The sequence below is a fragment of the Celeribacter baekdonensis genome, assembly GCF_003047105.1.
Taxonomy (GTDB): Bacteria; Pseudomonadota; Alphaproteobacteria; order Rhodobacterales; family Rhodobacteraceae; genus Celeribacter; species Celeribacter baekdonensis_B.
Window position 1 is genome coordinate 3,458,336 of the sequence record NZ_CP028475.1, and the last position, 15,711, is coordinate 3,474,046.

General features: G+C 57.0%; 15 protein-coding genes. 11 read left to right on the forward strand and 4 right to left on the reverse strand.

The window, feature by feature from the left end; translation table 11 throughout:
• From DA792_RS20660 to phnN, 3 genes are read left to right on the forward strand one after another with little or no spacing between them, the layout of a single operon-like run.
• On the forward strand, positions 1-954 hold the full coding sequence (locus DA792_RS20660) for a magnesium transporter CorA family protein (protein WP_107722455.1): 954 nt from the start codon (positions 1-3) through the stop codon (positions 952-954).
• A gap of 4 nt (positions 955-958) precedes the next feature.
• Entirely contained in the window at positions 959-1,642 is a 684-nt protein-coding gene (phnL, locus tag DA792_RS20665; protein WP_107722456.1) for a phosphonate C-P lyase system protein PhnL, read from the forward strand.
• A gap of 1 nt (position 1,643) precedes the next feature.
• Positions 1,644-2,186 (forward strand): phosphonate metabolism protein/1,5-bisphosphokinase (PRPP-forming) PhnN, encoded by a 543-nt coding sequence (gene phnN, locus DA792_RS20670; protein WP_107722457.1) that lies wholly within the window; start codon positions 1,644-1,646, stop codon positions 2,184-2,186.
• Here phnN and DA792_RS20675 read toward each other — a convergent pair.
• Positions 2,168-2,851 carry a DUF1045 domain-containing protein gene (locus DA792_RS20675; protein ID WP_107722458.1) on the reverse strand — a complete coding sequence of 228 codons (684 nt, stop codon included), beginning with the start codon at positions 2,849-2,851 and terminating at the stop codon, positions 2,168-2,170. The genes phnN and DA792_RS20675 overlap by 19 nt on opposite strands.
• 80 nt (positions 2,852-2,931) lie before the next feature.
• Between DA792_RS20675 and DA792_RS20680 the strand changes: the two genes are divergently transcribed.
• The 3 genes from DA792_RS20680 (at position 2,932) to DA792_RS20690 (ending at position 6,665) form a co-directional block, all read left to right on the forward strand.
• Positions 2,932-4,077 (forward strand): alpha-D-ribose 1-methylphosphonate 5-triphosphate diphosphatase, encoded by a 1,146-nt coding sequence (locus tag DA792_RS20680; protein WP_107722459.1) that lies wholly within the window; start codon positions 2,932-2,934, stop codon positions 4,075-4,077.
• Positions 4,078-5,005: 928 nt separating this feature from the next.
• The gene (locus DA792_RS20685) at positions 5,006-5,632 is read left to right on the forward strand and encodes an alpha/beta fold hydrolase (RefSeq protein ID WP_107722460.1); all 627 of its coding nucleotides are present in this window, start codon (positions 5,006-5,008) and stop codon (positions 5,630-5,632) included.
• Between the two features lie 28 nt (positions 5,633-5,660).
• Positions 5,661-6,665: an NADP-dependent oxidoreductase gene (locus tag DA792_RS20690; protein ID WP_107722461.1), complete on the forward strand. Its 1,005-nt coding sequence runs from the start codon at positions 5,661-5,663 to the stop codon at positions 6,663-6,665.
• 107 nt (positions 6,666-6,772) lie between these two features.
• Here the strand turns inward: DA792_RS20690 and DA792_RS20695 are convergent, their stop codons facing one another.
• Both DA792_RS20695 and DA792_RS22920 read right to left on the reverse strand, forming a co-directional pair.
• Positions 6,773-8,026, reverse strand: a complete 1,254-nt coding sequence (locus DA792_RS20695; RefSeq protein WP_254679729.1) for a putative bifunctional diguanylate cyclase/phosphodiesterase — start codon at positions 8,024-8,026, stop codon at positions 6,773-6,775.
• Positions 7,935-8,888 (reverse strand): PAS domain-containing protein, encoded by a 954-nt coding sequence (locus DA792_RS22920; protein ID WP_107722463.1) that lies wholly within the window; start codon positions 8,886-8,888, stop codon positions 7,935-7,937. Before DA792_RS22920 ends, DA792_RS20695 begins: the two co-directional genes overlap by 92 nt.
• A 567-nt stretch (positions 8,889-9,455) precedes the next feature.
• Between DA792_RS22920 and DA792_RS23355 the strand changes: the two genes are divergently transcribed.
• Positions 9,456-9,668: a flavin reductase family protein gene (locus tag DA792_RS23355; RefSeq protein ID WP_199908209.1), complete on the forward strand. Its 213-nt coding sequence runs from the start codon at positions 9,456-9,458 to the stop codon at positions 9,666-9,668.
• A 352-nt stretch (positions 9,669-10,020) separates the two neighbouring features.
• Here the strand turns inward: DA792_RS23355 and DA792_RS20710 are convergent, their stop codons facing one another.
• Positions 10,021-10,779: a DeoR/GlpR family DNA-binding transcription regulator gene (locus tag DA792_RS20710; RefSeq protein ID WP_107722464.1), complete on the reverse strand. Its 759-nt coding sequence runs from the start codon at positions 10,777-10,779 to the stop codon at positions 10,021-10,023.
• A 299-nt stretch (positions 10,780-11,078) separates the two neighbouring features.
• On the opposite strand from DA792_RS20710, the gene glpD reads away from it, so the two are divergent.
• Genes glpD through DA792_RS20730 form a run of 4 tightly spaced genes read left to right on the forward strand, consistent with a single transcriptional unit; the run spans position 11,079 to position 15,691 of the window.
• A complete protein-coding gene (gene glpD, locus DA792_RS20715; RefSeq protein WP_107722809.1) occupies positions 11,079-12,662 on the forward strand; it encodes a glycerol-3-phosphate dehydrogenase in 1,584 nt (527 codons plus the stop codon).
• Complete coding sequence (locus DA792_RS20720; RefSeq protein ID WP_107722465.1) at positions 12,659-13,738, forward strand: ABC transporter ATP-binding protein; 1,080 nt, start codon at positions 12,659-12,661, stop codon at positions 13,736-13,738. The genes glpD and DA792_RS20720 overlap by 4 nt, the downstream gene beginning before the upstream one ends.
• Position 13,739: 1 nt before the next feature.
• Positions 13,740-14,822, forward strand: a complete 1,083-nt coding sequence (locus DA792_RS20725) for an ABC transporter ATP-binding protein (RefSeq protein WP_107722466.1) — start codon at positions 13,740-13,742, stop codon at positions 14,820-14,822.
• Complete coding sequence (locus tag DA792_RS20730; protein ID WP_107722467.1) at positions 14,819-15,691, forward strand: carbohydrate ABC transporter permease; 873 nt, start codon at positions 14,819-14,821, stop codon at positions 15,689-15,691. Before DA792_RS20725 ends, DA792_RS20730 begins: the two co-directional genes overlap by 4 nt.
• Positions 15,692-15,711 lie beyond the last annotated feature (20 nt).

The window sequence follows — 15,711 nt, forward strand, 5'->3', positions numbered from 1 at the left end:
ATGCTTTATGCCTATCGCCTTGTGACCTCTGAATTGGAATTGATGCCGATTGAAAGCGACCTCAAAGAGGCGCTTTGGATCGACCTTCTGAACCCGTTGGAGACGCAGGTGGCGGCGCTCAAAGCTCTCGGTGTGACGGTGCCGACGCTGGCCGATATGGAGGAAATCGAAGTCTCCAATCGGCTCTACCGCGAAGGCGATACCGAAGTGTTGACCGTGGTTTTGCCGGGTCTCAATAAAATGAAGGAGCCGAGCTTTGGCCCGGTTGCCTTTTTGATCACGCCGGAACGTTTGGTCACCGTGCGCTATCACACGCCGCGTCCGTTCGAAACCTTTGCCGCCCACGCGGGCCAATCCAGCGCGGGCTGTTCCGGGCGCAGACGGGTGTTTTTAGGGCTGGTCGAAGAGATTGTGGCGCGTCTTGCAGATTTGCTCGAAGGCGTTGGCAAAGCCTTGGATGCACAATCGCATATCGCCTTTCGCGACCCGCCGCCGCGTGGTGATGAATTGGCCTCGGCGCTGCGTCTTTTGGGGCGACAAAGCGAACAGGTGGCAAAAGTCCGACATGCGCTTTTGACGGTTGAGCGGGCGCTGTCGAGTTTTGGTCTGGGTCTGGATGAGCGCGGCGACAAGGCACAGCGTGAGATTTTGAAAGCGCTGGTGCGCGATTGTCAGGCGCTTGCGGTGCATGGCGATTTCTTGTCGGCACGGGTGTCACAACTGACCGATGTGAACTTTGGCCTGATCAATCTGGAGCAAAGCAACACCAGCCGCATTTTCTCGGTGGTGGCGGTGTTGTTCATGCCGCCGACCTTGGTCGCCTCCGTTTATGGCATGAACTTTGCGAACCTGCCAGGGCTCGCCAACCCCTACGGGTATCACATCGCCACGGTGCTGATGATCGGCTCAGGGCTTGGCACTTATCTTTTATGTAAATGGAAAAAATGGCTGTAACCCTATGATCCATCTAGAAAACGTCTCAAAATCTTTCACGCTGCACAATCAGGGCGCGGCGGTGATCCCGGTCATGGCGGGGGCAACATTTGATGTCGCGCCCGGCGAATGCGTGGCGCTGATCGGCAATTCGGGCGCGGGCAAATCCACGCTGATGCGGATGATTTACGGCAATTATCTTAGCCAATCCGGGCGCATCATGGTGGGCGATGTCGATGTCGCAACCGCTGAGCCGCGCGAAATCATCGCGCTCAGGCGCGCCACTTTGGGCTATGTGTCGCAATTCCTGCGCGTCGTGCCGCGTGTGCCGACGGTTGAGGTCGTGGCCGAACCGCTGCTTTCGATCGGCACGCCGAAAGAGCTGGCATTTGCCCGCGCACGCGATCTTTTGGCCCGACTTAACATTCCCGAAACGCTGTGGTCGCTGTCGCCCACAACGTTTTCGGGCGGCGAGCAACAGCGCGTCAACATCGCGCGCGGCTTTGCCCACACCTATCCGGCGATGCTTTTGGACGAACCGACCGCCTCATTGGATGCGACCAACCGGGAAACCGTTTTGACCCTGATCGAAGAGGCCAAAGCGCGCGGTGCCGCGATCATCGGGATTTTCCACGACGCGCCCGCCCGCGACCGAGTGGCGGACCGTGAAATTGATGTCTCGGGCTTCACACCCGCGAAGGAGGTCTGAGATGGTCGGTCGCCTTCATGCCGTGGTCGGGCCCTCCGGGGCAGGCAAAGACACGTTGATCGACGCGGCGCGCGAGGTGCGACGTGATTTGGCGGTGGCCCGTCGTGTGATCACCCGCCCCACATCTGCGGGAGGCGAGGATTTCGAAGGCGTCAGCGTCGAGGAATTTGACCGCCGTCAGAAGGAGGGGGGCTTTGCGCTGCATTGGGAGGCGCATGGGTTGAAGTACGGCGTGCCGATCGAAATTGAGGCCGCGTTGAATGAGGGCAGGGACGTGCTGTTCAACGGCTCGCGTGCGATCCTGCCCGAGGCCTATGCACTTTATCCCAATATGGGCGTGTTGTTGATCACCGCCTCACCTGAGGTTTTGGCCGAACGCTTGGCCTCACGCGGGCGCGAAACCCGCGCCGAAATTGAAAAACGACTGGCGCGGGCCGAATATGACATCGCGCCGGGCCTGCCCGTGCGCCGGGTCAACAATGATGGTGCACTCGACGAGGCCGTCGCCGCCTTTCTCGCAGCGCTTCAGCCGGAAAGAGTGTAACGGTGGACCAGATGAAACCGGCCATCGTCTGCCTCGCCAAACAGGCACAGATCGCGGATCACAAAAGGCGTGGGCAAAAGCGGGGCGAGGATCGGGGCAAGGGCTGTTTTGGTGGCGGCGGCTTCATCTTCGGTCAATTTGCCCGACAGGGTGAGGTGGAATTTGAACTCCTCCATCACATAGGGATACCCCCACTCGGCCAACAACACCTCTTGCCGGGACGTCAGACCCGCAGCGCGGCGGCGCGCCAATTCGGCCTCGCCAGCGGGCGCGCGGTGGGCATCCAAGGCGCTCACGACATTCCCCGCCAGACGTTCCAAAGACGTGAGATCGCCCGTGGGCGTCAGCGCCAGAAATCGACCGATTTGGTTGAGGCGCAGCCCGTCCAAAACGACCGGCGGATGGGTGCGACCAAAGGCTTCAAGATCGGTGATCAACGCCCCCAAGGGGCCGGAGAGGCGAAACGGCGGCTTCAACGTGCCGTGAAACCCATATTTGCGCGGGGTCTCGGTGATCTGCGCCACAGGGAAGGGCAGGTCGGGGACATCGGGATGCCCGACCTCCACACCCAAAACCGGATCCCAACCCAGCCAAGCGGCGGCGAAATTGGCCAAGGCGCCCGGTTCGGGCGCGTAATAGACCGCGTATCTTTTGAAATTCTCCATGGCGCAGTCCTTAGATCCTTTGTGTCACACCTCTGTGACATTGATCGGGCAAACCCTGCGTCTCTCAATAGGACGACACGATGACTGATTTTACGCTGACCAATGCCCGACTTGTGCTTGAGACCGAGGTTATCCAAGGCACCCTGCGCGTGGAAGGGGGCAAAATCGCGGATCTGAGCGCTGGCGGCACCTCCGTGCCCGGTGCCATTGATGTGGCGGGGGATTTGATCATTCCGGGGTTGATCGAGTTGCACACCGACAATCTTGAACGCCATATCGAACCGCGCCCGAAAGTGGACTGGCCGCATAAGGCGGCGATCATCGCCCATGATGCCGAACTGGCCTCGGTCGGCATCACCACGGTGTTTGATGCGATGCGCGTGGGGTCCATCATGCGGGCCGGAGATGCGGGGGGCTATGCCAAATACGCACGCTCCCTGTCGCGGGAATTGATGACGTTGCGCGATCAAGGCGCGTTGAAAATCAGCCACTTTCTGCATCTGCGTGCCGAGGTGTGTTCGGAGACGCTTGAGGCGGAAATGGCCGAGTTTGGCCCCGAAGATCGCATCGGTCTTGTGTCTTTGATGGATCACACGCCGGGGCAACGGCAGTTTCGCGACATTTCCAAACTCAAAGACTATGTACAGAAAAAACGCGGCATGACTGACGCGCAATTCGAAGATCATGTCAGCCATCTTTTGGACTTGCGCGACAGGTTTGGCGCACGTCACGAAGAGGTCGCTGTCGCCGAGGCCAAGCGCTATGGCGCGGTTTTGGCCTCACATGACGACACCACCGCGGATCACGTCGACGTCTCGCGTCAGCATGGCGTGCGCGTGGCGGAATTTCCGACCACTGTGGAGGCGGCACAAGCCTGTAAATTGCACGGTATCGCGGTGATGATGGGTGCGCCGAACCTTATTCGCGGCGGCTCGCACTCCGGCAATGTCGCAGCCCATGATCTGGCCGAACGTGGTCTGTTGGATGTGGTGTCCTCGGACTATGTGCCCTCGGCGCTGATGTCTTCAGCAATCCTTTTGGCCGACCTGTGGGACGACATTCCGCGTGCGATTGCGACGGTGACGACCAATCCGGCGACTGCCGTGGGCCTGACTGATCGGGGCCGCATCGCGCCCGGCCTACACGCCGATCTGGTCCGCATCGCCCGCATCGAAGGCACGCCAGTCATTCGCGGTGTCTGGTCGCATGGGCGTCAGGTGGGATAATGTCGCCCCAATCTGGGGCGTGACCAATTTATGTGGTGTAAAGGGACGTGGCGGGGGATTTGGCATGTCTTGCCACATTCAATTTGTGTCGATGAGGGCGATCTTTTTGGCCCAAGAAAGCGTCGAAGAGATCGGGCGCAAGCCTTGCAAGGAAAGGCTTTGCGCACCGTCTCACATCCGCGCATGATCGGCATTCAGCCAGCATAGGCCATGTCAAAGTGGTGGGTCAGTGTGGCGTCATGTCCGGTGATCGCTGCCTATGACGTGGTAAGCGCCATGGATCAAGCAGGACATGAAAATGAGTCCGGCGCTTGGAATGACGACGTTGGCTTTTATGTTATCGACAATGAAGTCAGATGAAAACGCGCGCCCAGTCTCGGGGTCGAGGCGGGACAGGATGGCGAATATGACGGTTGAAAATACCACATGTCCGCTGGCGGCAACGACGCTTTTAAGCGGCTGAAACCAAAATCCGCCTAAAGCGTTTCGGGATAAACTTGAATAACGAGTTTGTTCTGAGGCGCCCACATCCTAAGTTAGGTTCCGCGCGTTTCGGGTTTAAGTCGTGTCTCAACTTAAATCCGAAACGCTTTAAACAAACCAGGCAGAGGCCTGACATAAAAACACCCGGTGAGACAGAGTGACTGAGGCCGTTATTGAGCAGCAGTCCGGCGACAACAGCGCAAAGCAAAACGACACTGTCGGTTTTAAGGGACAGCAGGAGAGGACGCCGGAACCGATCTGTGTGTTGGGACTGTCGCGGTCATGATTTTGGCCTTCTCATTCAGGCGCAGAACCTTTCGGTGTGAGGTCATGAGCACCCATACGCTTTTTGACACCAAGGCTGGGTCGCATTCGACAAGGCTTATCGGCCGCATGGCGCAGAAAGAGGGGCTGTCTGCGCATCAGATGCGAAAGCAGACAATCCATGTTCGCTACGTCCCCGTTGACGGCGGGTGAGATGGCGCAGGACATGATTGCCGTTATCTCGGCGCTGGGGCACAAGACCGTCGACCTTCTTGGCTTTTCGCTTGGCGGTTTCGTGGCGCAGGGTCTGGTGCTGAAGCAACCGGATCTGGTGCGTAAGTTGATTTTGACCGGCACCGGGCCTGCGGGCGGTGAGGGGATCGACCGGGGCGGCGCGGTGTCGTGGCCACTGATCATCCGGGGGATGCTGACCTTCCGCGAGCCCAAATTCTACCTGTTCTTCACTCGGACCGCGAACGGCAAGCGCGCGGCGAAAGCCTTTCTTGCTCGGCTAAAAGAGCGGGCGAAGGACCGCGACAAGGGGCTGAACCCGCGCGCTTTCCTGCGCCAGCTCAAGGCAATTCAGGCCTGGGGGCGTCAGATGCCGCAGGACCTGGGCCGCATCCGTATCCCGACGCTGGTCGCCAACGGCGACAACGACACCATGATGCCGACGCAGGGCAGCCACGACATGGCCCGCCGCATCCCGCTGGTCGATCTGGTGATCTATCCCGACGTCGGCCACGGTGGTATCTTTCAATACCACGAGACATTCGTTCCGAAGGCGCTGGATTTCCTCGCCGCCTGAGCTGACTATTGCAAATCGGAGAGTCACCATGAAAGCCTTTGTTGTCGACAAATACCAGCAGAAGGGTCCGCTGCGCCTGGCGGACATGCCCGAGCCGCAGGTCGGACTGGAGGAGGTGCTGGTTCGCATCCACGCCACCGCCATCAACCAGCTCGATTCCAAGATCCGTGATGGCGAGTTCAAGCTGTTCTTGCCCTACAAGCCGCCCTTCATCTTGGGCCACGATCTTGCCGGCACGGTGGAGCGGGTCGGCGCGAACGTCCGCGCCTTCACGCCGGGGGATGAGGTTTATGCCCGCCCCCGCGATCACCGCATCGGCGCCTTCGCCGAACGCATCGCGGTTCATCAGGCGGATCTTGCGCTGAAGCCCGCAAGCCTGAGCATGGCGGAGGCCGCGTCGATCCCGCTTGTCGGGCTGACGGCCTGGCAGGCGCTGGTCGAGGTGGGCAAGCTGAAGCCCGGTCAAAAGGTCTTTATCCAGGCAGGTTCCGGCGGCGTAGGGACCATCGCGATCCAGTTGGCCAAACATCTGGGCGCGACGATCGCCACGACCACCAGTGCTGCGAACGCAGGCTGGGTGCGCGATCTGGGGGCCGATGTCGTGATTGATTACCGGACCGAGGATGTCGAGAAGGTGCTGTCGGACTATGATCTCGTGCTGCACAGCCAGAACGCCGGCGCGCTGATGAAGTCGCTCAACGTGCTGCGCCGGGGTGGCAAGCTCATCTCCATCTCCGGCCCGCCGGACGTGGCCTTTGCGCGTGATCTGGGGCTGAACGTCCTCTTCCGCTTCGTGATGCGGATGCTCAGCCGCAAGGTGCGCAAGACGGCAAGGGCGCGGGGTGTCGATTACACGTTCCTCTTCATGCAGGCGAATGGCGCGCAACTGGCGGAGCTCGCGCGGCTGATCGACGAGGGGGTGATCCGGCCCGTGGTGGACGAGGTTTTCTCCTTTGCACAAACGCCAGATGCGCTGGCCTATGTCGAGACCGGGCGTGCGAAGGGCAAGGTCGTGGTCAGCCTTACCGACTGACCGCAGCGGGACAAAAAGACGGGGCCGAAGCGATGCGGTTCCGCCTTTTATGCGCCCGACAGCGCCGCATGGGCCTGCGCCCGGCTGGTGTAGAGGAGCCCTGATTGTTATGCCGGACTGAATTCAGTTTGCGCCACAGGTTTTAACCACCGTTCTGAAAAAATTTTGGCAGGCAAAGGCCGGTCAAAGAAAAAACCTTGCCCCGCGCCGCATCCCAAGCGCTGCAGGATGTCCGCCTGCGTCTGGGTTTCGATCCCTTCGGCGACGACAATACAGCCCAAACCCTTGGCCAAGGCGATCGTAGCCTCCACGATCTTAAACGATGGGCTGTCGGCAAAGAGATCAGTGATGAAGGAATTGTCGATCTTCAGCTTGTCAGCGGAGAACTGCATTAGCAGGGCGAGCGAAGAGTAGCCCGTTCCGAAGTCGTCGATAGCCACTTTTACGCCCAATTTCTGCAAGCCTAAGACAACCTGCCGCGCGTCCTCTGGTGCCTTCAGCATGATGCTTTCCGTCAGTTCGATCTCGATCTGTTCCGGGCGGACGCCATAGACTTCGCACATGTCGGTGATGTCGCGGAGGATCGAGCCGTCCTCAAGTTGCTCAGCTGCCACATTGATAGAAGTCGGAAAAGGAACGGCGAGACCCTTATCCTCCCATCCCATGATCGCCTTACAGGCCGCGGCCACTACCCACCGACCCAGCCTGCGCAGCAAGCGGTATTCCTGCGCGATGGAGATGATCTCCGCCGGTGGCACATTGCCGAGTTCGGCATCCACCCACCGAAGAAGTGCTTCAACGCCAATCAAACTGTCCGAGCTCAGGTCGATGAAGGGCTGGAATGCGAGCGAAAGGGCATCCTCATCCAGCGCCAGAGCGAGACGCTCAGATATCCTTTGCCGCGCCTCGATGCGGCTTTTCATGTCAGCATTATAGATAGAGAGCCCGGTTTCGCGGATCTTGGCGTCGTACATTGCGATATCGGCGGCCTGCAACAACTCCTCCGACGAAGTGCAATCTTCCGGGTAGCGGGCGAACCCGATGCTGCCGCCGATCAGATGGCGTCGGCCGTCAATCACGATCGGACAGCTAAGCACAGTCAGCAGTCGTTCGGCGTCGAGTACCACCCTGTCTGGGTTGATAGCGTCATGAAGAACGACGAATTCATCTCCTCCAAGCCGCGCAATAAGCCGGGCATCAGTCATTGACGCCGCGAGACGGTTGGAAACGACCCTGAGCACCTCGTCACCGGTGGCATGCCCAAATGTGTCATTGATCTGTTTGAATCGGTTGAGGTCGAGATAGAACAGGTGCAGCCGCCTGTCGGGATACTGAAAGGCCTTTGCCAGATGTTGCTGCAAGTGCGCGCGGTTGGCCAGCCCCGTCAGCGGATCGAATAGGGCCAGGCGGCGCATCTTTTCTTCGTTGGCTGATATCCTGCACAAACGCGAGGAAAATTGGCGGTTTTTCGGTGCCCGCATAGTGGAGGTCGATGTCGCACGGGTATTGGCTGCCATCTTTGCGTTGGTGAATGGTCTGAAACGATAGCATGTCCACCTCGCCGCAAATCAGCGGAGCGATCATGTTCCGGAAGGTGGCTTCATCAAGTTCGGGTTTGATATCTACCGGGGTAAGGTGCAACAGTTCGGCGGCTTCATAGCCAAGGTTGTCGCGCGCTCCACGATTAACCAACATAAATTTCAGGCTTTCGGCGTCGAAGACGAACACCTCATTGGCAGAATGTTCCACCACACGCCCCATACGAGATAGCGCGTTTTCCGCGCGTTTTTTATCGGTAATGTCGGTGCGGATAGAGACAAAGCGGTCGATTTGTCCGTCAAGGCCGCGCAGCGGCAGGATGACGCTATCGACCCAATAGAAAGAGCCGTTTTTGGTGCGATTGCAAATCTCGCCGTGCCAGGCCTGTCCGCTGCGGATGGTTTTCCAGAACGTGCTCCAGAATGCCGGATCGTGTGTGCCCGAATTCACGACATTATGAAAAGAACCGATCAACTCATCTTCATCAAAGCCGCTCAACGCGCAGAAAGCAGAATTGACACGCGTGATCCGGCCTCGTGCATCGGTTTCGCTGTAAATCATGTGCTCTTGGATCGCCGCGAGCACCGCGCCAAACCTTGTATCCTGCGCCTCCTTCGGCAAGGTCTCCGTCAAAACGCTCACAGCAACGTCGGCCGGTTCATGCTTTTTGAGTTGATTGGCCATAGGATCTTTACCTATATTTCTTTGATGATGCACTTTGGCGTGGGATGATTAATACTTCCTTAAGGTGCGGATTTGGGAAGACACTTGAGTTCGTGAAATGTTTCCTGCCGAGTGGAGTGCTTTGTCAGCTTTCTAACAAATGTTGTCCTTGGCCAAGAACTTCGACGCGGGACTGCGGCTTCCCCGATGCAGACCTGAATAAGCAACAAAGCATCTCCCCCCTTGCGGTGACCGGGGGGTGAACCCAATTCGGCGGCTTGCTGAGACGGCTTAGTCGTGATTGACGTGTTGAAAACAGCTGTGTCATGGCTCAGATTTGGTCTGAGTGACGAAGAATGGGCTGAGATCCGGCCTAAAGGGATTGAACTTTAGTGGTTTCCGCACCCAAGTAGCCGACGATCAGCCGATACAGCTCGACGCCAGCATTGTCACAATAGGGGCCTTTGATGGGGTGTATCGGGACCATCAACCTCTGGTCCGGCGTGCCGTGGCGGAGGCGCAGAGAAAGGTGTTGCCTCCGTCGTCTGGACCTTTGATCCTGCGCCGAAAGTGTATTTTGGCCGCGCCATGCCGCTGTCTACTTTGTCTGATAAAATCGCCAGATTGGCTCGGCTTGGGCCGGACTATATCGTTGCGGTCTTTTTCCTGACCGATGTTGTCCAGGAACCCGAGGCTGGAGATCACGTTATCCTGATCGGCAAAGTGACCCAGTTCGAACAGGACAGCGCGGCCAACCCCCTGTTGTTTCGGGCGGAAAATATTCTCAGATTCTGCCTGTGATCTGATCTCTGTGGCCCTCCCGATCAAAGAGGAAGTCCAAGCGATTAATCTAATTTGGTCGGTGAGGTGTGTCGTGCACGTTTCAAGTGCTGCCGACCTTCTGAGAGTGATTAGATGCCGTAAGCGATGTGGTGACAATCGCAGCGAAAAAAGGGTCGCGTATTCCAGAAATGGCTGAAATATTGGCCGCGGAGAACAGCGCCTATTTGCAACGTTGTATGCTCTTGACGGTGTCATTGAGGCTGAGCTGAATGTGGTCACTGCCTAGAGCTGCGATATCTCTCGATGCTCCTCTCTTCACATATGCCTGCAACTCTTGCAACGGTTTGCAGGGAGAGGACGGTTCATTGCGCTAGCTTACGTGTATTTGGGTGGCCCAAGTTGCACACTTGTTTTCCAAAGGTCGAGGGACCGATGCGTCGGTGAAAAAGTCATCGATTTCCGCGAGGGAGGCGATCCGGGCTGGGGCCGTCCGTTTGAGCTTGGTGTGGTCCGCAACCAGCATGGTGCGGCGGGACTGATGCAGGATCGTTTGGCTAACGCCGACTTCACGCAAGTCAAAGTCTAAAATGTCGCCGTCTTGATCAATCGCGGAACAGCCGATGACGCCGATGTCGAATTTGAATTGCCGGATTGCAGCCGTTGTGATGTCCCCGATCAATCCCCCATCGGATTGGCGCAGAGATCCGCCGGTTACAAGCACCTCACAATCAGGGTTTCGGGCCAAAATATTGGCCACATTCATGTTGTTGGTCACAACCATAAGATTGCGATGATGCAGCAATTCAGTTGCGACGGCTTCTGTGCTTGTTCCGATGTTTAGAAAAATCGCGCAGTTTTCGGGGATCATCGCAGCACAGGCCTGTGCCATGGCAATTTTTCCACTAGCATTCAGCCGTCGTCGCTCTTGATAGGCGATGTTGACGGTTCCAGATGGCAACACCGCCCCTCCGTGAACCCGCTCTAACCTTCCAGCGTCTGCCAATTCGCTCAGATCACGGCGGATCGTTTGTAATGTGACGCCAAGATGCTCCGCAAGATGGTCCACGGTCACTTTTCCGTCGCGCCGAGCAATTTCTAGGATCTCAGGGAAGCGAATATTTTGCGACATAAAGAGGCTTTCAGTTTGGGGCGGGGGCCTGCTTCGCAGCTTTCTTACACGGCGGAATCAGAGGGGATGAATGGTCATTGGGCTTAGATTTAGGCTTGGATTTGGCCGTGTTCGTTTCGGCGTTTTTTTTGCATTCATTGTTTATTTCTACGATAAAACGCGCATTTCTCAATCTTTTTCCTCTGAAAATTCAGAGTTTTTTCTCATTTTTACGTAAAACGAAAAAAAACGAAAATATTTGTTTTCTTTTTTGCGTGGCTTTGTCACAGTGCTGCCAACAGGGTTTGGGAGGATCCAACGTGAATGAGAAGGCGCAAATCTGCGATTTGCTGGTTATTGGCGGTGGCATCAATGGCTGTGGGATCGCTCGTGACGCTTCAGGGCGCGGATTAAGCGTGACATTGGCCGAAATGTCGGATCTGGCCTCTGCAACCTCATCTGCGTCGACAAAGCTCTTTCATGGCGGATTGCGGTATCTTGAGTATTTCGAATTTCGGCTGGTTCGCGAGGCGTTGATCGAACGAGAAACTCTTTTGCGAGCAATGCCGCATATCAGTTGGCCGATGCGCTTTGTGCTGCCCTACCAAAAAGACATGCGGTTTGAGAGCGACACCCCGACCTCAAAACTTCTGTCCCTGTTCATGCCGTGGATGAAGGGGCGTCGGCCTTCTTGGCTGATCCGGCTTGGCTTGTTGATGTATGACACGTTGGGCGGACGACAAATCCTTCCCGGCACTCAGACGCTTGATCTCAAGCAGGGGCCAGAAGGCGCGCCACTCAAACCACTTTTTGCCAAAGCCTATGAATATAGCGATTGCTGGGTCGAGGATTCACGTCTTGTGGTTTTAAACGCACGCGATGCGCAGGCACGGGGCGCAAAAATCTTGCTTCGGACCAAAGTTGTCTCCGCCAAGTCCGAGGATGGCATCTGGATTGTGACGCTGCAGGATGTTGAAACTGGTGACACCCACGATGTGCGCGCCCGCATGGTTGTCAACGCGGGCGGCCCGTGGGTCGGCCAAATCTTACGCCAACAGATCGGGTCCAACAGCAGCGACAATATCCGGCTTGTGCGCGGCAGCCATATCGTGATCAAGCGTTTGTTTGATCATGACAAATGCTATTTTTTCCAAGGCACCGACGGGCGGATCATGTTCGCGATCCCCTATGAAACGGATTTCACCCTGATCGGCACCACTGACAATGAACACGACGATCTGTCGCAAAAGCCGGTCTGCACCGCCGAAGAAAAGCGCTACATGATTGAGTTCGTGAATGCCTATCTGAAAAAGCCGATCAGCGAAGAGGACATCGTCTGGACGTATTCCGGCGTGCGTCCACTTTATGATGACGGCGCGAGTTCCGCGACGGCGGCGACGCGGGATTACACGCTGAAGATTGATGACAGTGCTGGTGCGCCTGCGCTGCATATCTTTGGTGGTAAGATCACGACCTATCGCCGCCTCGCCGAAAGCGCGCTTGAGAAAATCGGCACCCGTCTGGCCGTGGCGCAAGGCCCATGGACAGCAGGGGTGGCCATGCCCGGAGGGGATTTTCCCGTCGACGGGGTTGCGCGCCTCGTCGCCGATCTGCGCCAAACTTATCCCTTTCTGACCGATCGCTGGGCGCGGCGTCTTGTGCGTGCATATGGCACCGAGGTCGGCGATATCTATGGGGCTGCCAGAACGGCCGGGGATCTTGGACAGGATTTTGGCGCGACATTGACCGCCGTAGAGGTCGATTGGCTTATGGATCGCGAATTTGCCCGCACCGCAGAGGATGTTCTGTGGCGGCGCAGCAAACTGGGCTTGCGCACAGTAGAGGCCAGCGCCCTTGAAAGCTACATGGCCGAGCGGCGAGCACACGCAAAGGACATTGCATGACACTTGAACTTGATGACGTCAGCTATGTTGCTGGCGGCAAGACCTTTATCTATCCGACCAATCTGACGCTCGAAAACGGCACGATGAATGTGCTGTTGGGGCCAACCTCGTCGGGCAAAACGACCTTGATGCGCCTGATGGCGGGGCTTGATGTCCCGACCCAGGGGCGCATTCTCTGGAACGGTGAGGATGTCACCGGGAACCGCGTCCAAGATCGCAAAATCGCGATGGTTTATCAGCAATTCATCAATTATCCGGCGATGACGGTTTACGACAATATTGCTTCGCCGATGAAATTGATGGGGCTTGAGGCTGCGGAGATCGACAGCCGCGTGCGCAAGACGGCGGAGTTGATGCAGTTGACCCCGATGTTGGACCGCAAGCCGCTTGAACTGTCTGGCGGTCAGCAACAACGCTGCGCTTTGGCGCGCGCCTTGGTCAAAAATGCCGGTCTGGTATTGCTTGATGAGCCGCTGGCGAACTTGGATTACAAATTGCGCGAAGAGTTGCGCGCTGAAATTCCGCGCATCTTTGCAGAATCCGGGTCGATCTTTGTCTATGCGACCACGGAGCCAGAAGAAGCCCTGTTGTTGGGCGGCAATTGCGCAACCCTTTGGGAGGGCCGTGTGACACAATTCGGTCCGACGGCACAGGTCTATCGCAACCCGATGGATGCCACGACCGCACGCGTGTTCTCTGATCCGCCGATGAACTTTCTGCATGTCGAAAAGCGGGGCGACTTGATGCACTTTGGGCATCAAGAGAGCATGCCCGCAGTGGACAACACTGTCGCGGATGGCAAATATATGCTGGGGTTCCGGCCCAACCACCTTTCGTTGGAGCCGGGAGACGGCAAGCTTGGCTTTGATGCAACGCTTGGCGTGATGGAAATCACCGGCTCGGAAACCTTTGTGCACCTATCGCATTTTGACGCGAAATGGGTCGGTTTGATCCACGGCGTGCGCGACCTGAAACCGGGTCAAAAGCTGCCCGTCTATCTCGATACATCGCGGATTTATCTGTTTGCTGAGGACGGCGCGCTTGTCGCCTCTGCCCCTTATGCGGAGACGGTATAACATGGCCAAGATCACACTTGAGAACCTCGCGCATTCCTATTTGCCATATCCAAAATGTGAGGACGATTTTGCGCTTAAGGAACTGAACCACGATTGGGCCGATGGTGAGGCCTATGCGCTTTTGGGCTCGTCCGGCTGCGGTAAGTCCACACTTTTGAACATCATTTCCGGCTTGTTGATTCCCTCTCAGGGTCGCGTATTATTCGACGGCACCGATGTGACGACGTCCCCCACGGCAGACCGCAACATCGCGCAGGTGTTTCAGTTCCCCGTTGTCTATGACACGATGACGGTGCGGCAAAATCTTGCATTTCCCTTGAAAAACCGTGGCATGGACGCCGCCGAAATCAAACGTCGCGTGCAGCGCGTCGGTAAGATGATTGATATGGAGGCGGAGCTGGATCACAAAGCCCGCGGCCTGACAGCAGATGCAAAACAAAAGATTTCGCTTGGGCGCGGCATGGTGCGCGAAGACGTCAATGCGCTGTTGTTTGACGAACCCCTGACAGTGATTGACCCGCATATGAAATGGGAATTGCGCACGCAGCTCAAGCAACTGCATCAGGATTTCGGCCACACCATGATCTATGTGACCCACGACCAAACCGAGGCTCTGACCTTCGCCGATAAGGTCGTGGTTATGTATGATGGTCGCGTTGTTCAAATCGGAACGCCCCAAGACCTGTTTGAACGCCCAGCCCATACTTTTGTGGGTTATTTCATCGGATCGCCCGGTATGAATCTGTTTGAGGCGACGATTGAGGGGGCCATCGCCCGGGTGGGCAATACTGCCGTCGATCTGGGTGGCACCTATGTGGCAGATGGCAAAACACAGCTTGGCGTGCGCCCTGAATTCATCCGGCTGAACGCAGGCGGCGCGGGCATTCCCGCGCAGATCAACCGTGTCGAAGACGTCGGCCGCCACAAGATTGTCCGCCTGACCGTCGAGGGGCGCGAAACAAACGCGGTCCTCGGGGAGGGGATCGACATTCCCGCAGGGACAGACCGGATCAGTTTTGCGCCCGAAGGGATCAATGTTTACGCCAATGACTGGCGCATCAGCGCAAAAGGGGACGCCGCATGAATAAGACCGTCAATCAAAAAGCATGGTTCCTTGTCCTGCCCGTGCTGATCCTTGTCGCCTTTTCCGCCGTCATTCCGCTGATGACCGTGGTGAACTATTCCGTGCAAGACACGTTTGGGAACAACCAGTTTTTCTGGGCGGGCCTCGATTGGTTCGATGACATGCTGCATTCAGATCGGATGTGGAACGCGTTGGGGCGTCAGTTGATGTTCTCGGGCATCATTTTGGCCCTTGAGGTGCCGCTGGGGATTTATGTTGCGCTGCATATGCCGAAAAAGGGCTTTTGGTCCTCGTTCTGTCTTGTTTTGATGTCGCTGCCGTTGTTGATCCCATGGAACGTGGTTGGCACCATTTGGCAAATCTTTGGCCGCGTCGATATTGGGCTTTTGGGATACACGCTGGACGCGCTGGGGGTGGATTACAACTACACCCAAGATACGATGGACGCGTGGATCACTGTGATCGTGATGGATGTCTGGCACTGGACCTCTCTCGTGGCGCTTCTGGCCTATGCCGGTCTGCGGTCGATCCCTGATGCCTATTATCAAGCGGCGAAAATCGACCAAGCCAGCCGTTGGGCCGTGTTTCGCTACATTGAGTTGCCCAAGATGGCTGGCGTGTTGATGATCGCGATCCTGCTGCGCTTTATGGACAGTTTCATGATCTATACCGAGCCTTTCGTTTTGACGGGAGGCGGTCCGGGCAACGCGACCACCTTCCTCTCCATCGATCTTGTAAAAATGGCCTTGGGGCAATTCGATCTTGGACCCGCCGCCGCCTTTAGCCTGATGTATTTCCTGACAATTATGGCGATCAGTTGGGTGTTTTACACGGTGATGACAACGATTGATAAAAGGGATGGCAAATAAATGACCGGGACCGCAATTCC